At 40.1% G+C, this 19,301-nt stretch carries 17 protein-coding genes; 2 read left to right on the top strand and 15 right to left on the bottom strand.

Going from position 1 to position 19,301, the window contains the following annotated elements; all coding sequences use genetic code 11:
- Positions 1-14 precede the first annotated feature (14 nt).
- From rnhB to rpsB, 15 genes are all read right to left on the bottom strand, one after another.
- Positions 15-605, bottom strand: coding sequence for a ribonuclease HII (gene rnhB, locus GWI59_RS06310; protein WP_006535883.1), 591 nt, complete (start codon positions 603-605; stop codon positions 15-17).
- Positions 605-1,777, bottom strand: a complete 1,173-nt coding sequence (lpxB, locus tag GWI59_RS06305) for a lipid-A-disaccharide synthase (protein ID WP_161724271.1) — start codon at positions 1,775-1,777, stop codon at positions 605-607. Before lpxB ends, rnhB begins: the two co-directional genes overlap by 1 nt.
- Positions 1,778-1,784: 7 nt before the next feature.
- Positions 1,785-2,588, bottom strand: coding sequence for an acyl-ACP--UDP-N-acetylglucosamine O-acyltransferase (lpxA, locus tag GWI59_RS06300; protein ID WP_006535886.1), 804 nt, complete (start codon positions 2,586-2,588; stop codon positions 1,785-1,787).
- Positions 2,589-2,591: 3 nt separating this feature from the next.
- The gene (gene fabZ, locus GWI59_RS06295) at positions 2,592-3,044 is read right to left on the bottom strand and encodes a 3-hydroxyacyl-ACP dehydratase FabZ (protein WP_006535887.1); all 453 of its coding nucleotides are present in this window, start codon (positions 3,042-3,044) and stop codon (positions 2,592-2,594) included.
- A 124-nt stretch (positions 3,045-3,168) separates the two neighbouring features.
- Positions 3,169-4,197 (bottom strand): UDP-3-O-(3-hydroxymyristoyl)glucosamine N-acyltransferase, encoded by a 1,029-nt coding sequence (gene lpxD / locus GWI59_RS06290; RefSeq protein WP_006535888.1) that lies wholly within the window; start codon positions 4,195-4,197, stop codon positions 3,169-3,171.
- A 3-nt stretch (positions 4,198-4,200) separates the two neighbouring features.
- On the bottom strand, positions 4,201-4,698 hold the full coding sequence (locus GWI59_RS06285; RefSeq protein ID WP_036934019.1) for an OmpH family outer membrane protein: 498 nt from the start codon (positions 4,696-4,698) through the stop codon (positions 4,201-4,203).
- A 92-nt stretch (positions 4,699-4,790) separates the two neighbouring features.
- Positions 4,791-7,184, bottom strand: coding sequence for an outer membrane protein assembly factor BamA (gene bamA / locus GWI59_RS06280; protein ID WP_109848121.1), 2,394 nt, complete (start codon positions 7,182-7,184; stop codon positions 4,791-4,793).
- Positions 7,185-7,223: 39 nt separating this feature from the next.
- Positions 7,224-8,576, bottom strand: coding sequence for a sigma E protease regulator RseP (rseP, locus tag GWI59_RS06275; RefSeq protein ID WP_161671169.1), 1,353 nt, complete (start codon positions 8,574-8,576; stop codon positions 7,224-7,226).
- A 9-nt stretch (positions 8,577-8,585) separates the two neighbouring features.
- Positions 8,586-9,449, bottom strand: a complete 864-nt coding sequence (cdsA, locus tag GWI59_RS06270; protein ID WP_109848119.1) for a phosphatidate cytidylyltransferase — start codon at positions 9,447-9,449, stop codon at positions 8,586-8,588.
- Between the two features lies 1 nt (position 9,450).
- A complete protein-coding gene (gene uppS, locus GWI59_RS06265; protein WP_023582707.1) occupies positions 9,451-10,152 on the bottom strand; it encodes a polyprenyl diphosphate synthase in 702 nt (233 codons plus the stop codon).
- Positions 10,153-10,435: 283 nt separating this feature from the next.
- Positions 10,436-11,629, bottom strand: coding sequence for a 1-deoxy-D-xylulose-5-phosphate reductoisomerase (gene ispC / locus GWI59_RS06260; protein ID WP_161671168.1), 1,194 nt, complete (start codon positions 11,627-11,629; stop codon positions 10,436-10,438).
- A gap of 192 nt (positions 11,630-11,821) precedes the next feature.
- Positions 11,822-12,379: a ribosome recycling factor gene (gene frr, locus GWI59_RS06255; RefSeq protein ID WP_036913811.1), complete on the bottom strand. Its 558-nt coding sequence runs from the start codon at positions 12,377-12,379 to the stop codon at positions 11,822-11,824.
- Between the two features lie 112 nt (positions 12,380-12,491).
- Positions 12,492-13,220: a UMP kinase gene (gene pyrH / locus GWI59_RS06250; protein ID WP_006535902.1), complete on the bottom strand. Its 729-nt coding sequence runs from the start codon at positions 13,218-13,220 to the stop codon at positions 12,492-12,494.
- 136 nt (positions 13,221-13,356) lie between these two features.
- Positions 13,357-14,208 carry a translation elongation factor Ts gene (gene tsf / locus GWI59_RS06245; protein ID WP_115065593.1) on the bottom strand — a complete coding sequence of 284 codons (852 nt, stop codon included), beginning with the start codon at positions 14,206-14,208 and terminating at the stop codon, positions 13,357-13,359.
- Between the two features lie 135 nt (positions 14,209-14,343).
- Complete coding sequence (gene rpsB, locus GWI59_RS06240) at positions 14,344-15,069, bottom strand: 30S ribosomal protein S2 (protein WP_023582712.1); 726 nt, start codon at positions 15,067-15,069, stop codon at positions 14,344-14,346.
- 598 nt (positions 15,070-15,667) lie between these two features.
- Here rpsB and map point away from each other — a divergent pair.
- Positions 15,668-16,465, top strand: coding sequence for a type I methionyl aminopeptidase (map, locus tag GWI59_RS06235; RefSeq protein ID WP_161669644.1), 798 nt, complete (start codon positions 15,668-15,670; stop codon positions 16,463-16,465).
- Positions 16,466-16,622: 157 nt separating this feature from the next.
- Positions 16,623-19,268 (top strand): bifunctional uridylyltransferase/uridylyl-removing protein GlnD, encoded by a 2,646-nt coding sequence (gene glnD / locus GWI59_RS06230; RefSeq protein WP_161724269.1) that lies wholly within the window; start codon positions 16,623-16,625, stop codon positions 19,266-19,268.
- Positions 19,269-19,301: the final 33 nt, after the last annotated feature.

Here is a 19,301-nt window from a genome sequence, read left to right as displayed (position 1 = left end):
AATTACTCTGTGGATTACTTTAAATTTAAAGCACGTTTTACAGGCGCAAAACTTTTTCGATGATAGGGTGTTGCCCCTAATAAGGCTAGTTTTTCCATATGGAAAACAGTTGGATACCCTTTATGTTTAGCAAAACCATAATCAGGATAAAGCTTATCTAACTCTTCCATTTCTCTATCACGAGTCACTTTAGCAAGTATAGAAGCTGCACTAATTTCTTGAACTAAACTATCACCTTTGATAACCGCTTGAGAGGCCATTGGTAATTTAGGACAACGGTTACCATCAATTAAAACCATATCAGGCGTTATTGATAATCCTGCAACAGCACGTTCCATCGCTTTCATGGTTGCCCAAAGAATATTTAATTCATCAATTTCTTCAGGCTCTGCACGACCTATCGCCCAACATAATGCTTTTTCTTTTATTTCGTCATAAAGGGCATTACGCTTTTTTTCTGTTAGCTTTTTGGAGTCTGTTAATCCTTCAATTGGATTTGCTGGATCAAGGATAACAGCAGCCGTAACTACGGCTCCCACTAATGGGCCTCGACCAACTTCATCAACTCCAGCAATAAGATTTGCTTTTGGATATACAAATTCCATTATTTCTCTGCCAATTCTAATACTGCATTTGCTGCTTGTTCATCCGCATTACAACGAATGGCGCTATGTAGCTGTAAAAATATCTCTTTTAATTGATGTACTTTTTCTTCATCAGTTAAAAGAGGTAAAAGTTGTTGCGCTAACGCTGAAGGTTCGCACTCTTCTTGCAATAATTCTTTGATAATTTCTCGGCCAGCTAACAAATTAGGTAAAGAAACATAAGGCGTTTTAACTAACCGTTTTGCTAACCAGAAAGTAAATGGTTTCATGCGATAGCCAACGACCATCGGACATTTGGTTAGCATACATTCTAATGCAGCCGTCCCTGATGCTAACAAAGTCGCATCGCTCGCTGTCATTGCTTCTCTTGCTCGCCCATCAAGAAGTTGTATCTCAAGCTCAGGTGCCACATTTTGATGTATTTGTTCAAATTGGGCTCGTCGCCTAGCATTAACTAATGGCACAACAATATGAAGAGAGGGGATCTGCTGTTTTAGTAACTGTGCTGTTTTTATAAAATCAGCACTCAGCATCTCAACTTCAGCATGACGACTACCGGGAAGAAGTGCTAAACAAGGTGTTTCTTCAGATATTCCTAGATGTTCACGAGCCGCTTTTTTATCTGGATTTAAGGCTATGGCATCAGCCATTGTATGGCCTATAAAACGACAAGGAACCTGATACTTATCATAAAACGCTTTTTCAAAAGGAAGAAAAGCAAGCACTAAGTCTGTCGCTTTACCAATTTTGAAAACACGTTTTTGACGCCAAGCCCACACAGATGGACTGACATAGTGAATAGTTTTGATCCCTTTTTGCTTTAAACGGCCTTCAAGCGTGATATTAAAATCAGGCGCGTCGATCCCCACGAAAACATCTGGCTTTAATTCTGAAAATCGTTGGGTGAGATCTTTTCTGATCTTTAATAAGCGAGGTAATCGCTCAAGAACTTCAACGATCCCCATGACGGCAAGCTCTTCCATCTCATACCAAGCTTCACAACCTTCAGCTTGCATAAGAGGCCCTGCAACACCGACGAAGTGAACATTGGGATGCATTTTTTTTAGAGCGCGGATTAATCCCGCGCCCAAGATATCACCGGACGTTTCACCAGCAACTAAGCCGATAACTAACGGACACTGAGTAGTAGATAATTGGCCTGACAAGGTCATATCCTAATTAGCGAATGATACCGCGGTTAGATTTTGCTGAGTTTTCCAGAAAATCACTGAACAGTTTGACATGCGGATTATTATTATCAGCAACCAATTGTCCAATTTCTTCGCGCGCTTCTTCCAGTGTTTTACCATTACGGTAAAGTACTTTGTAAGCATTACGAATTGCATGAAGATCTTCTTTAGCAAAACCTCTGCGCTTTAACCCTTCAATATTCAGTCCATAAGGGGTCGCGTGGTTTCCTTGTGCAATAACAAAAGGAGGAACATCTTGTGCCACGCCTGAACATCCACCGACCATCACATGAGAGCCAATTTGGCAAAACTGATGCACTGCACTCATGCCACCGATAATCACAAAATCACCTAAAGTGACGTGACCACCCAGAGTACCGTTATTTGCAATAATACAACGATCGCCAATGATACAATCATGTGCGACGTGGGTATTAATCATCAGTAAGTTGTCGTTACCTATTTTTGTGATATTGCCACCTTGGGTTGTTCCACGGTGGATAGTCACGCTTTCACGAATAAGGTTTCGATCACCAATAATGACTTGCGTTGGTTCACCATGATATTTCAGATCCTGATTAACTTCACCGATAGAAGCGAATTGGTAAATCTGATTTTCTCGACCAATACGTGTATGCCCATTGATAACAACGTGAGATTTGATATCAGTACCTTCTCCAATCTCAACGTTTGCACCAATAACGCAAAAAGGGCCAATGCGAACATTAGCACCGATTACCGCACCCTCTTCAATAATTGAGGAAGGGTGAATGACTGCGGATTTATCTATCATAGGCTAGACCTCACGGCGGCGAGCACACATCATTTCAGCTTCGCAAGCAATTTCCCCATCAACTTTAGCGACGCCTTTAAAGCGAGCAACACCACGACGTTCTTTAATGAATTCTACTTCTAGGATCATTTGATCCCCAGGTAAGACAGGACGTTTAAAGCGAGCACCGTCAATAGCAGCAAAATAGTAGAGTTCACCAGGTTCCAGCTTTCCTACGCTTTTGAATGCTAAAATACCCGTTGCCTGAGCCATGGCTTCGAGGATCAATACGCCTGGGAAAATAGGTTTTCCTGGAAAGTGTCCTTGAAAGAAAGGCTCATTAAAAGATACATTTTTTACTGCTCTTAGAAATTTCTTTTCTTCAAAATCAAGGACACGATCAACCAATAAGAATGGGTAACGGTGTGGAAGTAAATCTAAAATTTCTTCGATTTGCAGAGTATGATTCTCACTCATTGCAATACTCTTCCTGTCTAATAAAACTGAGTCTAATTAATAATGACACGACCTGCTGTGACTCAAAAGGTGAGTTAATCCGCAGGTCGCAAAATGGGTAACATTTCGTCAATGACGTATATTGTTACTTGTCGCTACTTTCTATTTGGCGTTCAAGTGACTTGAGCCTTTTTTGCATTTCATCAATTCGCAACACAAGTGCTGCAGTTTTACGCCATGCTTTATTCGATTGTAGCGGAATTCCTGAAGAATAAACTCCCGGCTCAGTGATAGGACGCATTACCATGCCCATACCTGTTACCGTGACTTTATCACAGATTTCCATGTGACCATTGATAACACTTGCTCCACCAATCATACAATAGCGGCCTATTTTCAGGCTACCCGCCATGATGACACCACCAGCAACAGCGGTATTATCACCAATAATGACGTTATGTGCGATTTGGCACTGGTTATCAATGATAACACCATTACCGATAACTGTGTTATCTAATGCGCCTCGGTCAATTGTCGTACATGCACCAATTTCAACGCGATCACCAATAACAACAGAACCTAATTGTGGAATTTTGATCCAATTACCACGTTCATTAGCATAGCCAAAACCATCTGAACCAATCACAGTACCAGATTGAACCAAGCAATCTTTACCAATGATAACTTCATGATAAATAGATACATTTGCCCATAAACGGCTATTCTCGCCAATATGTGCTTTTTTACCTACAAAACAACCGGCACCAATCACAACATTATCACCCAGGATAACATCTGATTCGATAACGGCATTTGCACCCACTGATACATTTTTTCCTAACTTAGCATCAGGAGAAATAACAGCACTTGGGTGGATATCCTGTGCTGGCTTTGGTGTTGTATCCATAATCTGTGCCATTTGAGCATAGGCAAGATACGGGTTTTTCACCACAAGTGCAGCAACGGGACAAAATGGAAGATCAGCTTCTGTTAATACAACAGCCGCTGCCTGACATTCACTTAATTTCTCACGATAGCGGCTATCGGAAAGAAATGTAATTTGTTCGCTATTTGCTAGGCTCATTGAAGCAAGACCGGCGATAGTGATATCACCATCGCCGTGTAACTGTGCATTCAACTGCTGAGCAAGATCAGCTAATCGAATTGAAAACATCTATTATTTAACCTGTTTCTGAACCTGAGCAGTAATATCTTTACCATCTGCGAAATAAGGTACAGTGTTAGCATCAAGGATCACATCATAGCCTTCTTTCTTCGCTACTGCATCAACAGCGTCTAATACACGTTTCATGATTTTGTTACGTTCTTCAGCTTGACGGCGGCTAAAGTCTTGCTCAAAAGCTTGTGCTTTTTGTGCATATGCTTCACGTTTAGCAACCAGATCTTTCTCTGTATTTGCACGTTGTGTTGCATTCATAGTTGGTGCATCTTTTTGATATTTTTCAACAGCGGTCTGTAATGCTTTACCTAAGTTCTGCAATTCAGTGTCACGTGATTTGAATTCATTTTCCAATTGTTTCTCTACCGCATCACGGTTAGGAATTTGTTGGAGAACTTGACCGATGTTCACTACACCTACTTTATCTGCGGCTTGAACACCTGCTGACATGGTCAATGCCATTCCTAGGGCAGCGGCACATAACAATTTTTTCACGATTAAACTCCTTAAAACCAAAAATAATTTTTTGTCAGAAATCGGATGCCTTTTTCAGCATTGTGAATCAGGCATCAACTTTACTTACATCGCTACCACGTTCTACCAATATTAAACTGGAATTGCTCTGATTTATCGCCTTCGTAATCTTTTATTGGTTTAGCATAAGAGAATACTAACGGACCTAAAGGAGATAACCATTGTAATGCAACACCGGTCGAAACACGTATATTACTTGCTTTACCAAAATCAGGCATACCTGCTGTCCAATTAGAGTTCGTGCTATTCCAATTGGTATCCCATACTGTACCCGCATCAACAAACATAGAAGTTCTAACTGATGAGGAATATTTATCATCTACAAATGGCGTTGGTGTGATCAGCTCAAAGCTTGCCACGGCCATAGCGTTACCACCAACCGCATCACTTGATAAATATGGTTTTCCTTCATGCCCTTTTTCATTTAAATAAACGGCTTTAGGGCCGATATTATTTGAACGGAAACCACGAACGGTACCAGAACCACCGGCATAGAAGTTTTCATAGAATGGTAATTCTTTACCACCTAAACCATCACCGTAGCCTAAACGGCCTTTAAACAGAGTTACCCAAGATTCTTTTTCATTGATTGGGTAATACGCCATACCGTCCCAAGTCACTTTGTAGTACTTGTTGTCAGAACCAGGTACAGTCACACGTCCACTTAAGTTACTTCTCACACCCGAAGTTGGGAAGAAACCTTTGTTTAAGTTATTAAATGTCCACCCCAGACTGACAGTATAGTCATCCGCGTTAAACGATTCACGTTTATCAAGTGCTGGACTTTCTCCCATACTTTCAAGATAACGCCACATCGCAACTTGAGGATCCATACGTGACAGACCATTGTGAGTATAGCCTAAACCTAGACGGGCTGAGTTATATTCATTAATTGGGAAGCCTAATGTACCATCTACACCATAAGATTTATTGGTATAACCTGATAAATCAGCATCATTAGCGCGGAAGTCGTTATAGAAAATTCGACCACCCAAACTCACACCATTGACAGTAAAGTATGGGTCTGTAACAGACAATTCAGCGTAAGTTGAGTAGTCATTTTTACTCGCATTAATCGCAACTGCATTACCTGTACCTAACCAGTTATCTTGGGTAACACCCACTTGGAAACTCACACCACTTTCAGTACCGAAACCGACACCAAAGTTAAGAGAACCAGTGTTACGTTCTTTTACGCGATAAACAATATCAACTTGATCAGGCGAACCTGGAATACGTTGCGTTTCTGTTTCAACCGATTCGAAATAACCTAAACGATTTAAACGTTCTTTACCTTGTTCAACTAAATCACTACCTAACCATGCACCTTCCATTTGACGCATTTCACGGCGTAAAACAGAGTCTTTCGTGATATCGTTACCTGCGAAACGTACTTGGCGAACATAGAAACGGTTTCCAGCATCTACGTTTACATGCAGTTTCACGGTTTTGTTTTCATCATTAATTTCAGGGCTTGTCATAACACGAGGATAAGCATATCCATAACGACCTAACAGATTTTTAATATCATTTTCTGTTTTAGTCACTTGCGCGCCATTATAAAGAGAGCCCGGTGCAATTTCGATAAGCTCTTCAATTTGTTTAGTGTAGCCTGCCGTATTACCATTGACTTCAGTATTTTCTACTGTGTATTTATCACCTTCTTTCAGGTTAATGGTAATGTAAATACCTTTTTTGTCTGGCGTTAAGCTGACATTAGTTGATTCAATATCAAAACGAGCATAACCACGATCGAGATAAAAACTTCTTAATGTTTCTAAGTCACCCGCCAGTTTTTGTTTCTGATATTTTTCATCAGCCGCTAAGTTCCACCAAGGCACATCGTCACGTAATTGGAAACGGTTAACGAGCTCAGCGGTAGAAAACGCTTTATTACCAACAATGTTGATTTGCTGAATAGTTGCTGATACACCTTCTGCAAACACGAGTTTTAAGTCAACACGGTTACGAGGGAGAGGTGTAACAACCACTTTTACCGTTGCATTATATTTACCAACACTATAATAGAAATCTTCAAGTCCTTTCTCGATATTTGCAAGCATTGTACGGTCAAGTGTTTCACCAATACGAATGTTAGAAGCATCAAGGTTCTGTTTTAGCATCTCTTCCTTGATTGCTTTGTTACCAGAGAAAGTAATGCTGGCAATAGTTGGACGCTCTTTTACTTGAACAATCAGAGTATTTCCGTCACGCAGGACACGAACATCATCAAAGTTTCCTGTCGCAAATAATGAACGGATAGTTCGGCTGATATCATCATTACCGACCGAGTCTCCAACCCGAACCGGCATGTTCAGTAATGCTGCACCAACGGCGACGCGTTGAAGACCTTCAAATTGAATGTCCTGAACTACGAATCCGTCTGAACCGTATGCAGTGGCGCTGCCCAGCAGCAGCGACGCTATAAGCAACTTTTTCATCGCCATCGTTGTTTTGTGTTTTCCTAACCGGTCTCTGCTTACCAATTATAAGCGAGAGAAATCATTGAAAAGTGCAAGTCCCATTAAAAGCATCAGTGCCATAATACCAATACGATAACAGAAATCTTGTACACGCTCAGATACCGGCCCTCCCTTTATCTTCTCGATAACCAGGAAAAGCAGGTGCCCGCCATCTAAGACAGGCAGGGGAAACAAGTTAATGATCCCCAAATTGACACTAATAAGCGCCATAAACATCAAATAATAAATAAAACCAGAGTCAGCAGACATTCCCGCGCCTTTCGCGATGGAAACAGGCCCACTAAGGTTAGTTAATTTGACGTCACCTACGACTAACTTGCCAATCATTTTGACAGTTAAACTCATCAACTGCCATGTTTTATCAGATGCTTCATAAAGCGCTGAAAATGGGTTGTATTGCTGCATTATCAAATATTGCTCATCAGGAGGTAATACTTGCAATTGCGCACCAACTTGCCCTACTTCAGTGCCATCTTTCAGTGCAACAGCTGTCGGTGTAATATTCAACATCAACGACGAGCCGTTACGTTCAACAAGAAGCGCCAAAACTTTATTGGGACTTTGTCGAACAAAATAAGTAAATGGATGCCATGCATCAATTGGCTGACCATCAACTTTAACGATACGATCCCCCGCCTGTAAACCCGCTTTTTCAGCAGCAGAACCTTTCGTAACGTCAATAATCTTTGAGTCTAATCGTGCGCCAACAGGCATTATCCCTAGAGACAAGATAGGATCTTGTTTTTCAGGATCAAAATTCCATTGTTGTAAATTCAGTATATTCTCACTCTCAGAAAGAGAATTTGGATCTGAAACAATGAACGAAACCTCTTTGGCACCAATTTTACTAACTAATGCTAAACGAACTGCATTCTGATCAGGCGTTTCGATACCTGCAACAGATTTTAGTTCCATTCCGGGCGTTAATTTTGCTTGTTCTGCGATAGAATTCGGACGAATGTCTGCAATTATAGGTTTTAATGCAGGCACACCTATCATAAAAACAATCCAATAGGCGACTATCGCTAACAAAAAGTTAGCAATAGGTCCTGCGGCAACAACCGCAGCACGTTGACCAACTGTTTTATTATTAAATGCAAGATGACGGCGCTCAGGTGCAACCTCAGCGACTCTTTCATCTAACATCTTTACATAGCCACCCAAGGGTATCCATGCGATAACAAATTCAGTGCCATGTTTATCTATTTTGCGCCAAATTGCTTTTCCAAAACCAATAGAAAAACGCTCGACATAAATACCACAGCGCCTAGCTACCCAAAAATGCCCAAACTCATGTACCGTAATTAAAATACCTAAAACGATAATAAACGCGGCAAGATTCCACAGGATACCCATTACTTACCTTTATAGTTTAAAGCCAGAAGAAATCAGAAAGACCAATCCTGCAAAGACTGGGATAGCCGCAGTCAAACTATCAATTCTATCAAGTACACCGCCATGCCCCGGTATCAATTGGCTACTGTCTTTAATACCAGAAACGCGTTTAAACATGCTTTCTGCAAGATCGCCAAATACCGATACGATAACAACAACGCCAGATATTAATAACAAGTTGTCCGGTACTTCAGTCACTGGTGAAAAATAAGTAAACAACCACGATGCAACACCAGCAGTAATCAAGCCACCAACTAACCCTTCGAGGGTTTTACCTGGTGATACTTTAGGCGCCATTTTATGTTTACCGATTAAACGTCCGAAAGCATAAGCGCCAGAATCAGCCGCCCAAACTAATAACATGACATACAATAACCACCATGCACCAGTATAAGTGTCGGTGTTATAGCCCAACATACGTAGCGCCATCATGCCACAATAAAAAGGAACAATCGTCAATATACCGAACAATAACTTAATAAAAACTGAATTTTTCCACATATTGGCTGAATTCGGATAACTTACAACTAATAAAATTGCGGCTACCCACCAAATTAAACCTGCCCACAAACCATTTTTTATCATTGGAGTATCTAGTAGGTGGTCAAAATTAGGTAAAGAAAACTGCATAACGAGTAACAATGCAGCAAAGCCGATCCCTGTTGCAATACGTTTGCCTTGAGAATGCCAGCCAATAAATTGTGCCCATTCCCATCCCGCTAAGCCTGATATTGCAATAATGACCAATCCAAAACCTACGGGAGGAAGTAGAAATAGTGCAGCAATAACAATAGGGATTAAAATTAATGCGGTGATGACACGATACTTAAGCAAGTTATCCTCCCAGATTTATAGTATCTGTTTCTGATGTAGTACCACCGAAACGTCTTTCCCGTTTAGCAAAAGCATCTAGTGCATTCTGAAAAACTTGTTCATCAAAATCAGGCCATAAAACCTGTGTAAAATAAAGCTCAGCATAAGCAATCTGCCAAATAAGAAAATTACTTATACGATGCTCACCACCTGTACGAATAACAAGATCGACATCAGGCTGATTATGCAAGCAAAGATGTGAGGATATTGCATTTTCATTAATATCTTCGAGGCTAATTTCCCCTTTTGCGAGGGATGTCGCTAATTGTTTTACACTTTGAGTGATATCCCATCGACCGCCATAATTAGCCGCAATATTTAAATTAAGTCCTGTATTATTCGCAGTGAGTGCCACAGAACTTTTAATTCGGTCTTGTAAGCGACGACTAAAACGGCTGATATCACCAATGACAGTCAATTTAACATTATGTTTATGAAGACTCTTCACTTCGTTATCTAAAGCAAAAACAAATAACTCCATGAGAGAACTCACTTCCTGCTCTGGTCTATTCCAGTTTTCGCTACTAAATGCATATAACGTTAGTGATTCAATTTTGTGTTTTACGGAAAAGCTAACCGCATCCCGAACTGCTTTAATTCCCGCGCGATGCCCCGTTACTCGGAGTTTCCCTTGCTTTTTAGCCCAGCGTCCATTGCCATCCATAATGATAGCAACATGCTTTGGTTTTGATGCGGATGAATCGTCACTGGATAAGTTCACTCAATTTAACCCTTTGCTAATCTGATACTGATACAGACAGTCCTCTTCGGATAACCTATGCACAAAAAAAAACCGTGACACCCACGGCCTTTGGCAAAGCCTCAAAGTTGCTAAAGCAATAGCTTTAGTAATGAACTGTTAATTTTCATTATTGTCTTTAGTGATTCGGCAACTATACCATTAGCCAGAAAGACGAACAAACACCCTATATTAAATATAATCACCATTATACCAATTGAGTGATTATCTGATGAGTTTCTAATCTTGCTAATTTATCAATTTCTAGAACATCATTAATACTTTGAGGCTCTGATAGGTCGAAATGTTCAACAACTTTACGATTAATTTTAGCAATATCAGTAAACTTCACTTTTTCGTGTAAAAATGCATCAACAACCACTTCATTAGCTGCATTTAACACTGTTGTTGCCGCTTGCCCACGTTTTGACGCTTCAATAGCTAGCGCTAAACAAGGGTAACGTTGGTAGTCTGGACGAATAAACTCTAGAGATTGAATCTCAAAGAAATCTAATGCTTTTGCACCAGATTGAGTTCGATGTGGGTAAGCCATTGAGTACGCAATTGGCGTTCTCATATCGGGTTCACCAATTTGAGCAATAATACTACCATCGCGATAGCGAACCATTGAATGAATAACAGATTGTGGATGAATAATGACTTCCATTTCTTCTTCAGAAGCATTAAAGAAATAACGAGCTTCAATATACTCAAGCCCTTTATTCATCATCGTTGCAGAATCAACCGAAATTTTACGTCCCATAGACCAATTTGGATGCGCACACGCTTGATCTGGTGTCATCATTTCCAATTCTTCTAATGGTGTATAGCGAAATGGACCGCCAGAACCCGTTAACAAAATGCTCGTCACACCTTCGTTAGCTAAAGAGGCATGGCCTAGATTTTCTTGAATAGTTTTAGGTAAGCTTTGATAAATTGCATTATGTTCGCTATCAATGGGTAAAATTGTCGCACCATATTTAGCAACCGCATCAAAGAAAAGTCGCCCACTAGTTATCAGTGATTCTTTATTTGCTAATAGAATTCTTTTGCCTTTTTCAATGGCAGCAAGTGTCGGTTTTAATCCTGCAACACCGGTTATCGCAGACATCACTTGATCAGCATCATCAAGAGCGGCAATTTCATTGATCGCATGAGAGCCAGATAAAATTTCGGTTTTGCACGATGTATTAGCAAGTAATTGTTTAAGTTGTTTTGCACTGTTCTCATCAGACATCACAGCGTATTTAGGCTGGAAAGTAAGGCACTGTTGCGCCATCTTGTCTGCATTTTTTCCTGCTACTAGAGCAAGAACCTGATACTCACCAGGATTATTTTCAATGACGGAAAGAGTACTAGTTCCGATAGATCCTGTTGAACCTAATATAGTTATTTGTTTCATTTATTAATCAATCAGTATGTCTACAACGTTTTAATTAAAGAGAATTATATCAGTATGACAAGGTAAATGAGGATTAAAGATAAAAACTTTAATAAATAATGTGACAAAAGAAGGTATTAAGCACGAATTTTCAAATAAATAATTAAAAATAATGCCGCTAAAAAGCGGCATTATCGAAAAAAGATATAAAATTTAGAATTCCATTAACTCTGCTTCTTTCAGCGCTAATGCATCATCAATTTTTTTAATGAACATGTCAGTTAATTTCTGAATGTCATCTTGTGAACGGCGTTCATCATCTTCGCTAATCTCTTTATCTTTTAGTAATGCTTTTACTTTATCGTTAGCATCACGACGGATATTACGAATAGAAACGCGACCTTGCTCTGCATCACCACGAACAACTTTGATTAAGTCTTTACGACGTTCTTCAGTTAATGGAGGCAGTGGAACACGGATAATGGCTCCAGCAGATGAAGGGTTTAAACCTAAATCTGATGCCATAATCGCTTTTTCAACAGCTGGTGCTAAAGTGCGATCGAATACCGTGATCGCCAGTGTACGGCCATCTTCTGCAACGACGTTAGCAACTTGGTTTAATGGAGTTGGCGCTCCGTAGTATTCAACTACAATGCCATCTAAAAGGCTAGGAGACGCACGACCAGTACGAACTTTATTAATCTGGCTTTTTAGTGCTTCAACGCTTTTATCCATGCGTTCTTGAGCATCTTTTTTGATTTCATTAATCACGTTATAAACCCTTGGGAACTGGTTATCTTCCAGTCGATATGAAATCATACCGACATAAATGAATTGGCGTACTCTAGATGTTAACGCCAAATTATACCGTTGTCTCTGTGTATTAAGCGTGAGAAATCAAAGTTCCTTCACTTTCACCCATTACAACCCGACGTAATGCACCCGGTTTATTCATATTGAATACGCGGATAGGTAAATTATGATCTCGGGCTAATGTGAATGCAGCAAGATCCATGACTTTCAATTCACGTTCTAATACATCCTGATAAGTCAGTTTTTCATAAAGTACTGCATCAGGATCTTTGGTTGGATCAGCAGAATAAACGCCATCCACTTTCGTTGCTTTTAATACAACGTCAGCTTCAATTTCAATACCGCGTAAACACGCAGCTGAATCGGTAGTAAAGAATGGGTTACCCGTACCAGCCGAGAAAATAACGACTCGACCGTGGCGTAATAAGCTAATTGCTTCTGCCCAACTGTAGTTATCGCAGACACCATTCAGTGGAAATGCAGACATAAGGCGTGCATTTACATAAGCACGATGCAATGAATCACGCATTGCTAAACCATTCATTACTGTCGCGAGCATTCCCATGTGGTCACCCACAACACGGTTCATACCTGCCGCAGCAAGACCCGCGCCACGGAACAAGTTACCACCGCCAATTACGACACCGACTTGTATACCTAATTCAACGAGTTCTTTGATTTCCTGAGCCATGCGATCAAGTACGCTCGCATCGATACCGAAACCTTCTGCGCCTTGCAGGGCTTCGCCACTCAGCTTTAATAAAATTCGCTGATATACAGGTTTTGCATTGGTAGCCATGGTGTTCTGTCCTAAGCAGATTAGTTAATTGGAGGTTTTAGATAGCTTCTCTTTTTAACAAAAAAAAGCAAACAGCCAGTGGAGATTACAACAAAACAGAACCGCCATTAGGCGGCTCTGTTAACGCTAAGCGTTATTATTTGCTCATTGCAGCAACTTCTGCTGCGAAATCAGCTTCAACTTTCTCAATACCTTCACCAACTTCGAAACGAACGAAGTTAATAACATCAGCATTGTTTTCTTTCAGCAGTTCACCAACAGTTTTGCTTGGATCCATTACGAAATGCTGACCAGTCAGAGAAATCTCACCGGTGAATTTGTTCATGCGACCGATAACCATTTTTTCTGCGATTTCGCGTGGTTTACCTGATTGCATTGCGATATCCATCTGAATTTGGTGCTCATGTTCAACAACATCAGCAGGAACATCTTCAGGACGAACATATTCTGGTTTGCTTGCAGCAACGTGCATAGCAATGTGTTTGATCAGTTCTTCGTTAGCGCCTTTAGCTGCAACTAAAACACCGATACGAGCACCGTGTAGGTAAGTACCTAATTCTTCAGCTTCTAATACAGCAACACGACGAATGTTGATGTTTTCACCGATTTTAGCAACTAATGCAGTACGTGCTTCTTCGAATTTAGCTTTCAGAGCATCGATATCATCAGTTTTGTCAGCTAATACAGCAGCCATAACTTCTTTACCGAAAGCGATGAAACCAGCATCTTTGGCAACGAAGTCTGTTTCACAGTTCAGTTCAACCAGCGCACCGAATTTACCATCAGCAGCAACTTCTGCAAGGATGATACCTTCAGCAGCAACACGGCCTGCTTTTTTAGCCGCTTTAGCTTGACCTGATTTACGCATGTTGTCGATTGCTAATTCGATATCACCATTAGCTTCAACCAGCGCTTTTTTACATTCCATCATGCCTGCGCCAGTACGTTCACGCAGTTCTTTTACCAATGCAGCGGTAATTCCAGACATTTGTTTCTTCCTCGACTTTTCTATGGGCTAGCCATAGATGTTCTCATAGCAGATGTGTAAAGGGGGCCTATTGAGGCCCCCTAACCAATATATAGCAATACCTGGTTAAATAAGGGCTCTTACGAGCATGCCTTATTATTCAGCTTCGACTAAGCCTTCTTCAGCCTGAACAGCCAGATCTTGAGAACGACCTTCACGAACAGCTGTAGCTGCAGCGGTCAGATATAATTTAACCGCACGGATTGCATCGTCATTACCAGGGATAATGAAGTCGATACCATCTGGATCAGAGTTAGTATCAACGATAGCAAATACTGGAATACCCAGGTTGTTTGCTTCTTTGATAGCAATGTGTTCGTGTTCAGCATCGATAACAAACAGAGCGTCAGGTAAACCGCCCATGTCTTTGATACCACCCAGGCTGTTTTCTAACTTACCAAGTTCACGAGAACGCATTAACGCTTCTTTCTTGGTCAGTTTGTCAAAAGTACCGTCCTGAGATTGTGATTCTAAATCTTTCAGGCGTTTGATTGACTGACGAACAGTTTTCCAGTTAGTCAGCATACCGCCTAACCAGCGGTGGTTTACATAAAACTGGTCACAGCTTTCTGCTGCTTCTTTAACAGCTTCAACGGCAGAGCGCTTAGTACCAACAAACAGGATTTTGCCTTTACGAGAAGCAATTTTGTTCAGTTCAACCAACGCTTCATTGAACATTGGAACAGTTTTTTCCAAGTTAATGATATGAACTTTGTTACGCGCACCAAAGATGAATGGTTTCATTTTTGGATTCCAGTAACGAGTTTGGTGACCGAAGTGAACACCGGCTTGCAGCATATCGCGCATTGAAACAGTTGCCATTTTAGACCTCTATAAATTTAAATTTGGGGTTATTTCGTCCACAAATCCCATACGACCGACTCATCAGCTGTAAAGGCTAAAACCTTCACATAAGAGCACCCCGGCGTTATGTGCCGATTTGTGTGTGTAATTAACACAATTGAATGTTTCAGATTTACTGCTATTACCCACTGTGTGGTGCAATAACAGAACTCCGGCGCGCTTTATACCATAAATAACCTTAAGAAACCACTATTACTTGTGTTTGATAACGGCGTATTTGACATAAAATTGGCGATATTAAACAGAGGAAAAAGAGATTATTGAAGTGATTGCTATGAATATTGCTCTAATATCAATTTGCTAGAAAAACACCAATAGAAAAGCGCAATATGTAAAGACAATCAGATTAAGAAGGCGTAATGTTCGTCATTATTCTCGATATCAGACAGATTGCACACATCCTCTTTATTGGCACACCTACTTTCTGCTGATATCATAAATGGTAATCAGAATTATTTCTCATCATCATTCATTTAACCTGCAATACAAAATATGAATACAACAAAATGTATTATCTAATTCGTATTGTGGCTTTTAATCTAGACGAAGAACTCAAATGGCTATTGTAATCAAGACAGAAGAAGATATTCAAAAAATGCGCGTCGCAGGTCGTCTTGCGGCAGAAGTTCTTGAAATTATCGCACCTTTCGTAAAACCAGGCGTAAACACCGCTGAATTAGACCGTATTTGTCATGAGCATATTGTTAACGCACAACAGGCTATTCCTGCTTGTCTTAACTATCATGGTTTCCCTAAATCAGTCTGTATTTCGGTTAACGATGTTATTTGCCACGGTATTCCTAGCGAAGAAAAAATCCTTAAAGATGGCGATATCGTTAATATTGATGTCACTGTCATTAAAGATGGTTTTCATGGCGATACTTCAAAAATGTTTATCGTAGGTAAACCAACAATACAAGGTGAACGTTTATGTCGTATCACCCAAGAAAGCCTCTACCTTGCTATTAAAATGGTTAAACCAGGTATTCGCTTACGTGAACTTGGCAAAGCAATTCAAAAGTTTGTTGAAGGTCATGACTATTCTGTTGTTCGAGAATATTGTGGTCACGGTATTGGTGAAGGATTCCATGAAGAGCCTCAAGTTTTACACTACGATGCAGATGATAGCGGTGTTGTGTTACAAAAAGGCATGGCATTTACCATCGAGCCAATGGTAAACACAGGTGATTACCGTATTCGTACGATGAAAGATGGCTGGACGGTTAAAACTAAAGACAGAGGTTGGTCAGCACAATACGAACATACATTAGTCGTTACTGATGATGGTTGTGAAATTATGACATTACGCAAAGAAGAAGAACCGTTTATTTCGGCGGTATTAGTCAACGCATAAGCTTCTTTTTGAGCTAGAAATGTAAAAGCGACATATTTTTTCGAGATGTGTCGCTTTTTTTATTTTATTTGCTATGAAATAGCAGAATGACTAGTCAGGTTATCGTTTTAACATTAGTCTTAATGTCATAAGCAAATATTAAGGAGGAAGACGAATAATGACTAATAAAAATACATTTCAAACACCGCCCCCTTCCCCTTTTTTGCTGACAGAAAACATCCTAGATTGCGCTAAACTTAAGCAATCTATTGAACAATTTCAGTCTTGGTTAGCAGATGCTTTTCATCATGATGTTGATGTAGCTTTATTACTTCAAGCCCGTAGCCATTTCATTGACCAACTCTTAACTCAATTATGGCGTTATACTCAATTATCTGATTATCCTGACCTTAGTATTATTGCTGTTGGTGGTTATGGTAGGCAAGAGTTACACCCCCTTTCTGATATCGACCTTCTGTTTTTAAGTGATTCACCTTTATCACCAGAAATAGCCGACAAAATCAGTAAATTAATTACCTTACTTTGGGATGTGCGCCTTGAAATCGGTGTCAGTGTTAGAACAATGGAAGAGTGTCTTTTAGAAGGTCTCTCTGATTTAACGGTAGCGACAAATTTGCTAGAAGCTCGCCTTGTTTGTGGTAATCAATCACTTTATCAACAGTTAATTAATCATATTTTCAGCCAAGGATTTTGGCCATCACCCGATTTTTTTGCAGCTAAAATAGAAGAACAAAAACAGAGACATCAACGATTTCATAGTACCAGCTATAACTTAGAACCAGATATCAAAAGTAGCCCTGGTGGACTGCGCGATATTCACACTCTAATTTGGGTAGCGCATCGCCATTTTGGTGCTGCATCAGTTTCTGAAATGGTCAACTTTGGCTTTTTAACGCCAGCAGAAGGACAAGAGCTATTAGAGTGCCAATACACACTATGGAAAATTCGTTTTGCTCTCCATCTTGTGCTTTCTCGCTATGACAATCGCCTATTATTTGATAGACAACTCAACGTTGCTCAACTTTTAAATTATGAAGGTGAAGGCAATCAGTCGGTTGAAAAGATGATGAAGGATTACTATCGCGTAACTCGTCGTGTCAGCGAGTTAAATGATATGTTACTTCAACTTTTTGACGAAGCTATTCTTGCTCTGCAACCTAATGTAAAACCACGACCTTTAGATAATGAATTCCAGCTAAGAGGCTCTCTCATTGATGTTATCGATGAGAGCTGTTTTCTTGATGATCCTATCGCCATTATGCGCCTATTTTTACGTATGGCAGAACATAAAGAGATCACGGGAATTTATTCTACAACACTACGCCATTTGCGTTATGCGCGTCGTCATTTAGTTCAGCCTTTGTGTGAGTACCCACTAGCACGCCAAGTTTTTATGCAGATCTTGCGCCATCCTCATGCAGTTTCTGGTGCATTTGTTCCAATGCATAAACACAGTGTACTGGCGGCTTATTTCCCGCAATGGAATAATATTGTAGGCCAAATGCAGTTTGATTTATTCCATGCCTATACCGTTGATGAACATACTATTCGTGTTTTACAAAAACTTGAAAGTTTTGGTTCTTATGAAAACCACGAACAACATCCGCTTTGTGTTGATATTTATCCCAAACTTCCTCAACTTGAATTACTACGTTTAGCTGCACTTTTTCATGATATTGCCAAAGGTCGCCATGGCGATCACTCCATATTAGGCGCTCAAGACGTTGCGCATTTTGCTCAACAACATGGTTTAAATCAGAGAGAATCAGCCTTAGTTGAATGGCTTGTTTGTAACCACTTACTTATGTCTGTTACAGCGCAACGACGTGATATTCAAGATCCTGACATTATTTTTCAGTTTGCATCAGAAGTAAAAAATGAAAGTCGATTGCGTTATCTTTTGTGCTTAACCGTTGCTGATATCTGTGCAACCAATAGCAGTCTATGGAATAGCTGGAAACAGAGCCTATTACGTGAACTTTTTCTATCAACAGAAAACCAGTTACGCCAAGGTATGCACTCTATTCCCGATTTACGTGAGCGTATTCGTAATCATCGTTTGCAAGCACTAACTATTTTACGAATGGAACAGGTTGATGAAGATAAACTACAAATAATTTGGGGACGCTGTCATGCCGACTATTTTTTACGCCATACACCAGAACAAATAGCATGGCATGCACTTGCGTTAATTGAGCATAATAGTGCTGATCCCATGGTATTAATCAGTCAACAAACTGAACATGGTGGTACTGAGATATTTATTTGGTGTGCTGATAGACCTTCTCTTTTTGCATCTGTTGCAGGTGAATTAGATAGACGTAATTTAAATATCCATAACGCTCAAATTTTTACTAACCGCGATAATATGGCTATGGATACCTTTATTGTGTTAGAGCCTAATGGTAAACCTCTGGCGATTGATCGGTATAATGCAATCCGCAACGCGCTGATCCAAGTTGTATCCGCTCCTTATAACGCCAATGCAAAAACACGCTCATTACCTGCCAAATTACGCCATTTTGACGTTCCGACTAAAATTAACTTTATCGCGTCTAACCATAATAAGCGCACCTATATGGAACTATTTGCACGAGATCGCCCAGGATTATTAGCGATTATTGGTAAAGTTTTTGCTGATCTTTCACTTTCATTACATGGTGCCAGAATAACCACAATAGGCGAACGTGTTGAGGATTTCTTCGTATTAACCGATAGCGAAAATAAAGCATTAAACCAAAAAATGAAGGATGAAGTCGTAGAAAGGTTGACAAAAGCCCTAGTTTCAAAGGATAAAATATAGGAACCCACGACAATACATATAGGAAATACTATT

This window comes from Proteus sp. G2673 (assembly GCF_009915125.1).
In the GTDB taxonomy this organism is placed as follows: domain Bacteria; phylum Pseudomonadota; class Gammaproteobacteria; order Enterobacterales; family Enterobacteriaceae; genus Proteus; species Proteus penneri.
The sequence above is the reverse complement of the archived record's forward strand: the minus strand, read 5'-3'. Positions and strand labels throughout refer to the sequence as shown.

Excerpts from the sequence above, each read along its gene's own strand:
- rnhB (WP_006535883.1), bottom strand. The coding sequence starts at position 605 with ATGGAATTTGTATATCCAAAAGCAAATCTTATTGCTGGAGTTGATGAA.
- lpxB (WP_161724271.1), bottom strand. The coding sequence starts at position 1,777 with ATGACCTTGTCAGGCCAATTATCTACTACTCAGTGTCCGTTAGTTATC.
- lpxA (WP_006535886.1), bottom strand. The coding sequence starts at position 2,588 with ATGATAGATAAATCCGCAGTCATTCACCCTTCCTCAATTATTGAAGAG.
- fabZ (WP_006535887.1), bottom strand. The coding sequence starts at position 3,044 with ATGAGTGAGAATCATACTCTGCAAATCGAAGAAATTTTAGATTTACTT.
- lpxD (WP_006535888.1), bottom strand. The coding sequence starts at position 4,197 with ATGTTTTCAATTCGATTAGCTGATCTTGCTCAGCAGTTGAATGCACAG.
- bamA (WP_109848121.1), bottom strand. The coding sequence starts at position 7,184 with ATGGCGATGAAAAAGTTGCTTATAGCGTCGCTGCTGCTGGGCAGCGCC.
- rseP (WP_161671169.1), bottom strand. The coding sequence starts at position 8,576 with ATGGGTATCCTGTGGAATCTTGCCGCGTTTATTATCGTTTTAGGTATT.
- uppS (WP_023582707.1), bottom strand. The coding sequence starts at position 10,152 with ATGGATGGCAATGGACGCTGGGCTAAAAAGCAAGGGAAACTCCGAGTA.
- ispC (WP_161671168.1), bottom strand. The coding sequence starts at position 11,629 with ATGAAACAAATAACTATATTAGGTTCAACAGGATCTATCGGAACTAGT.
- pyrH (WP_006535902.1), bottom strand. The coding sequence starts at position 13,220 with ATGGCTACCAATGCAAAACCTGTATATCAGCGAATTTTATTAAAGCTG.
- tsf (WP_115065593.1), bottom strand. The coding sequence starts at position 14,208 with ATGTCTGGAATTACCGCTGCATTGGTAAAAGAACTGCGTGAACGTACT.
- rpsB (WP_023582712.1), bottom strand. The coding sequence starts at position 15,069 with ATGGCAACTGTTTCAATGCGCGATATGCTGCAAGCCGGTGTTCACTTC.
- map (WP_161669644.1), top strand. The coding sequence starts at position 15,668 with ATGGCTATTGTAATCAAGACAGAAGAAGATATTCAAAAAATGCGCGTC.
- glnD (WP_161724269.1), top strand. The coding sequence starts at position 16,623 with ATGACTAATAAAAATACATTTCAAACACCGCCCCCTTCCCCTTTTTTG.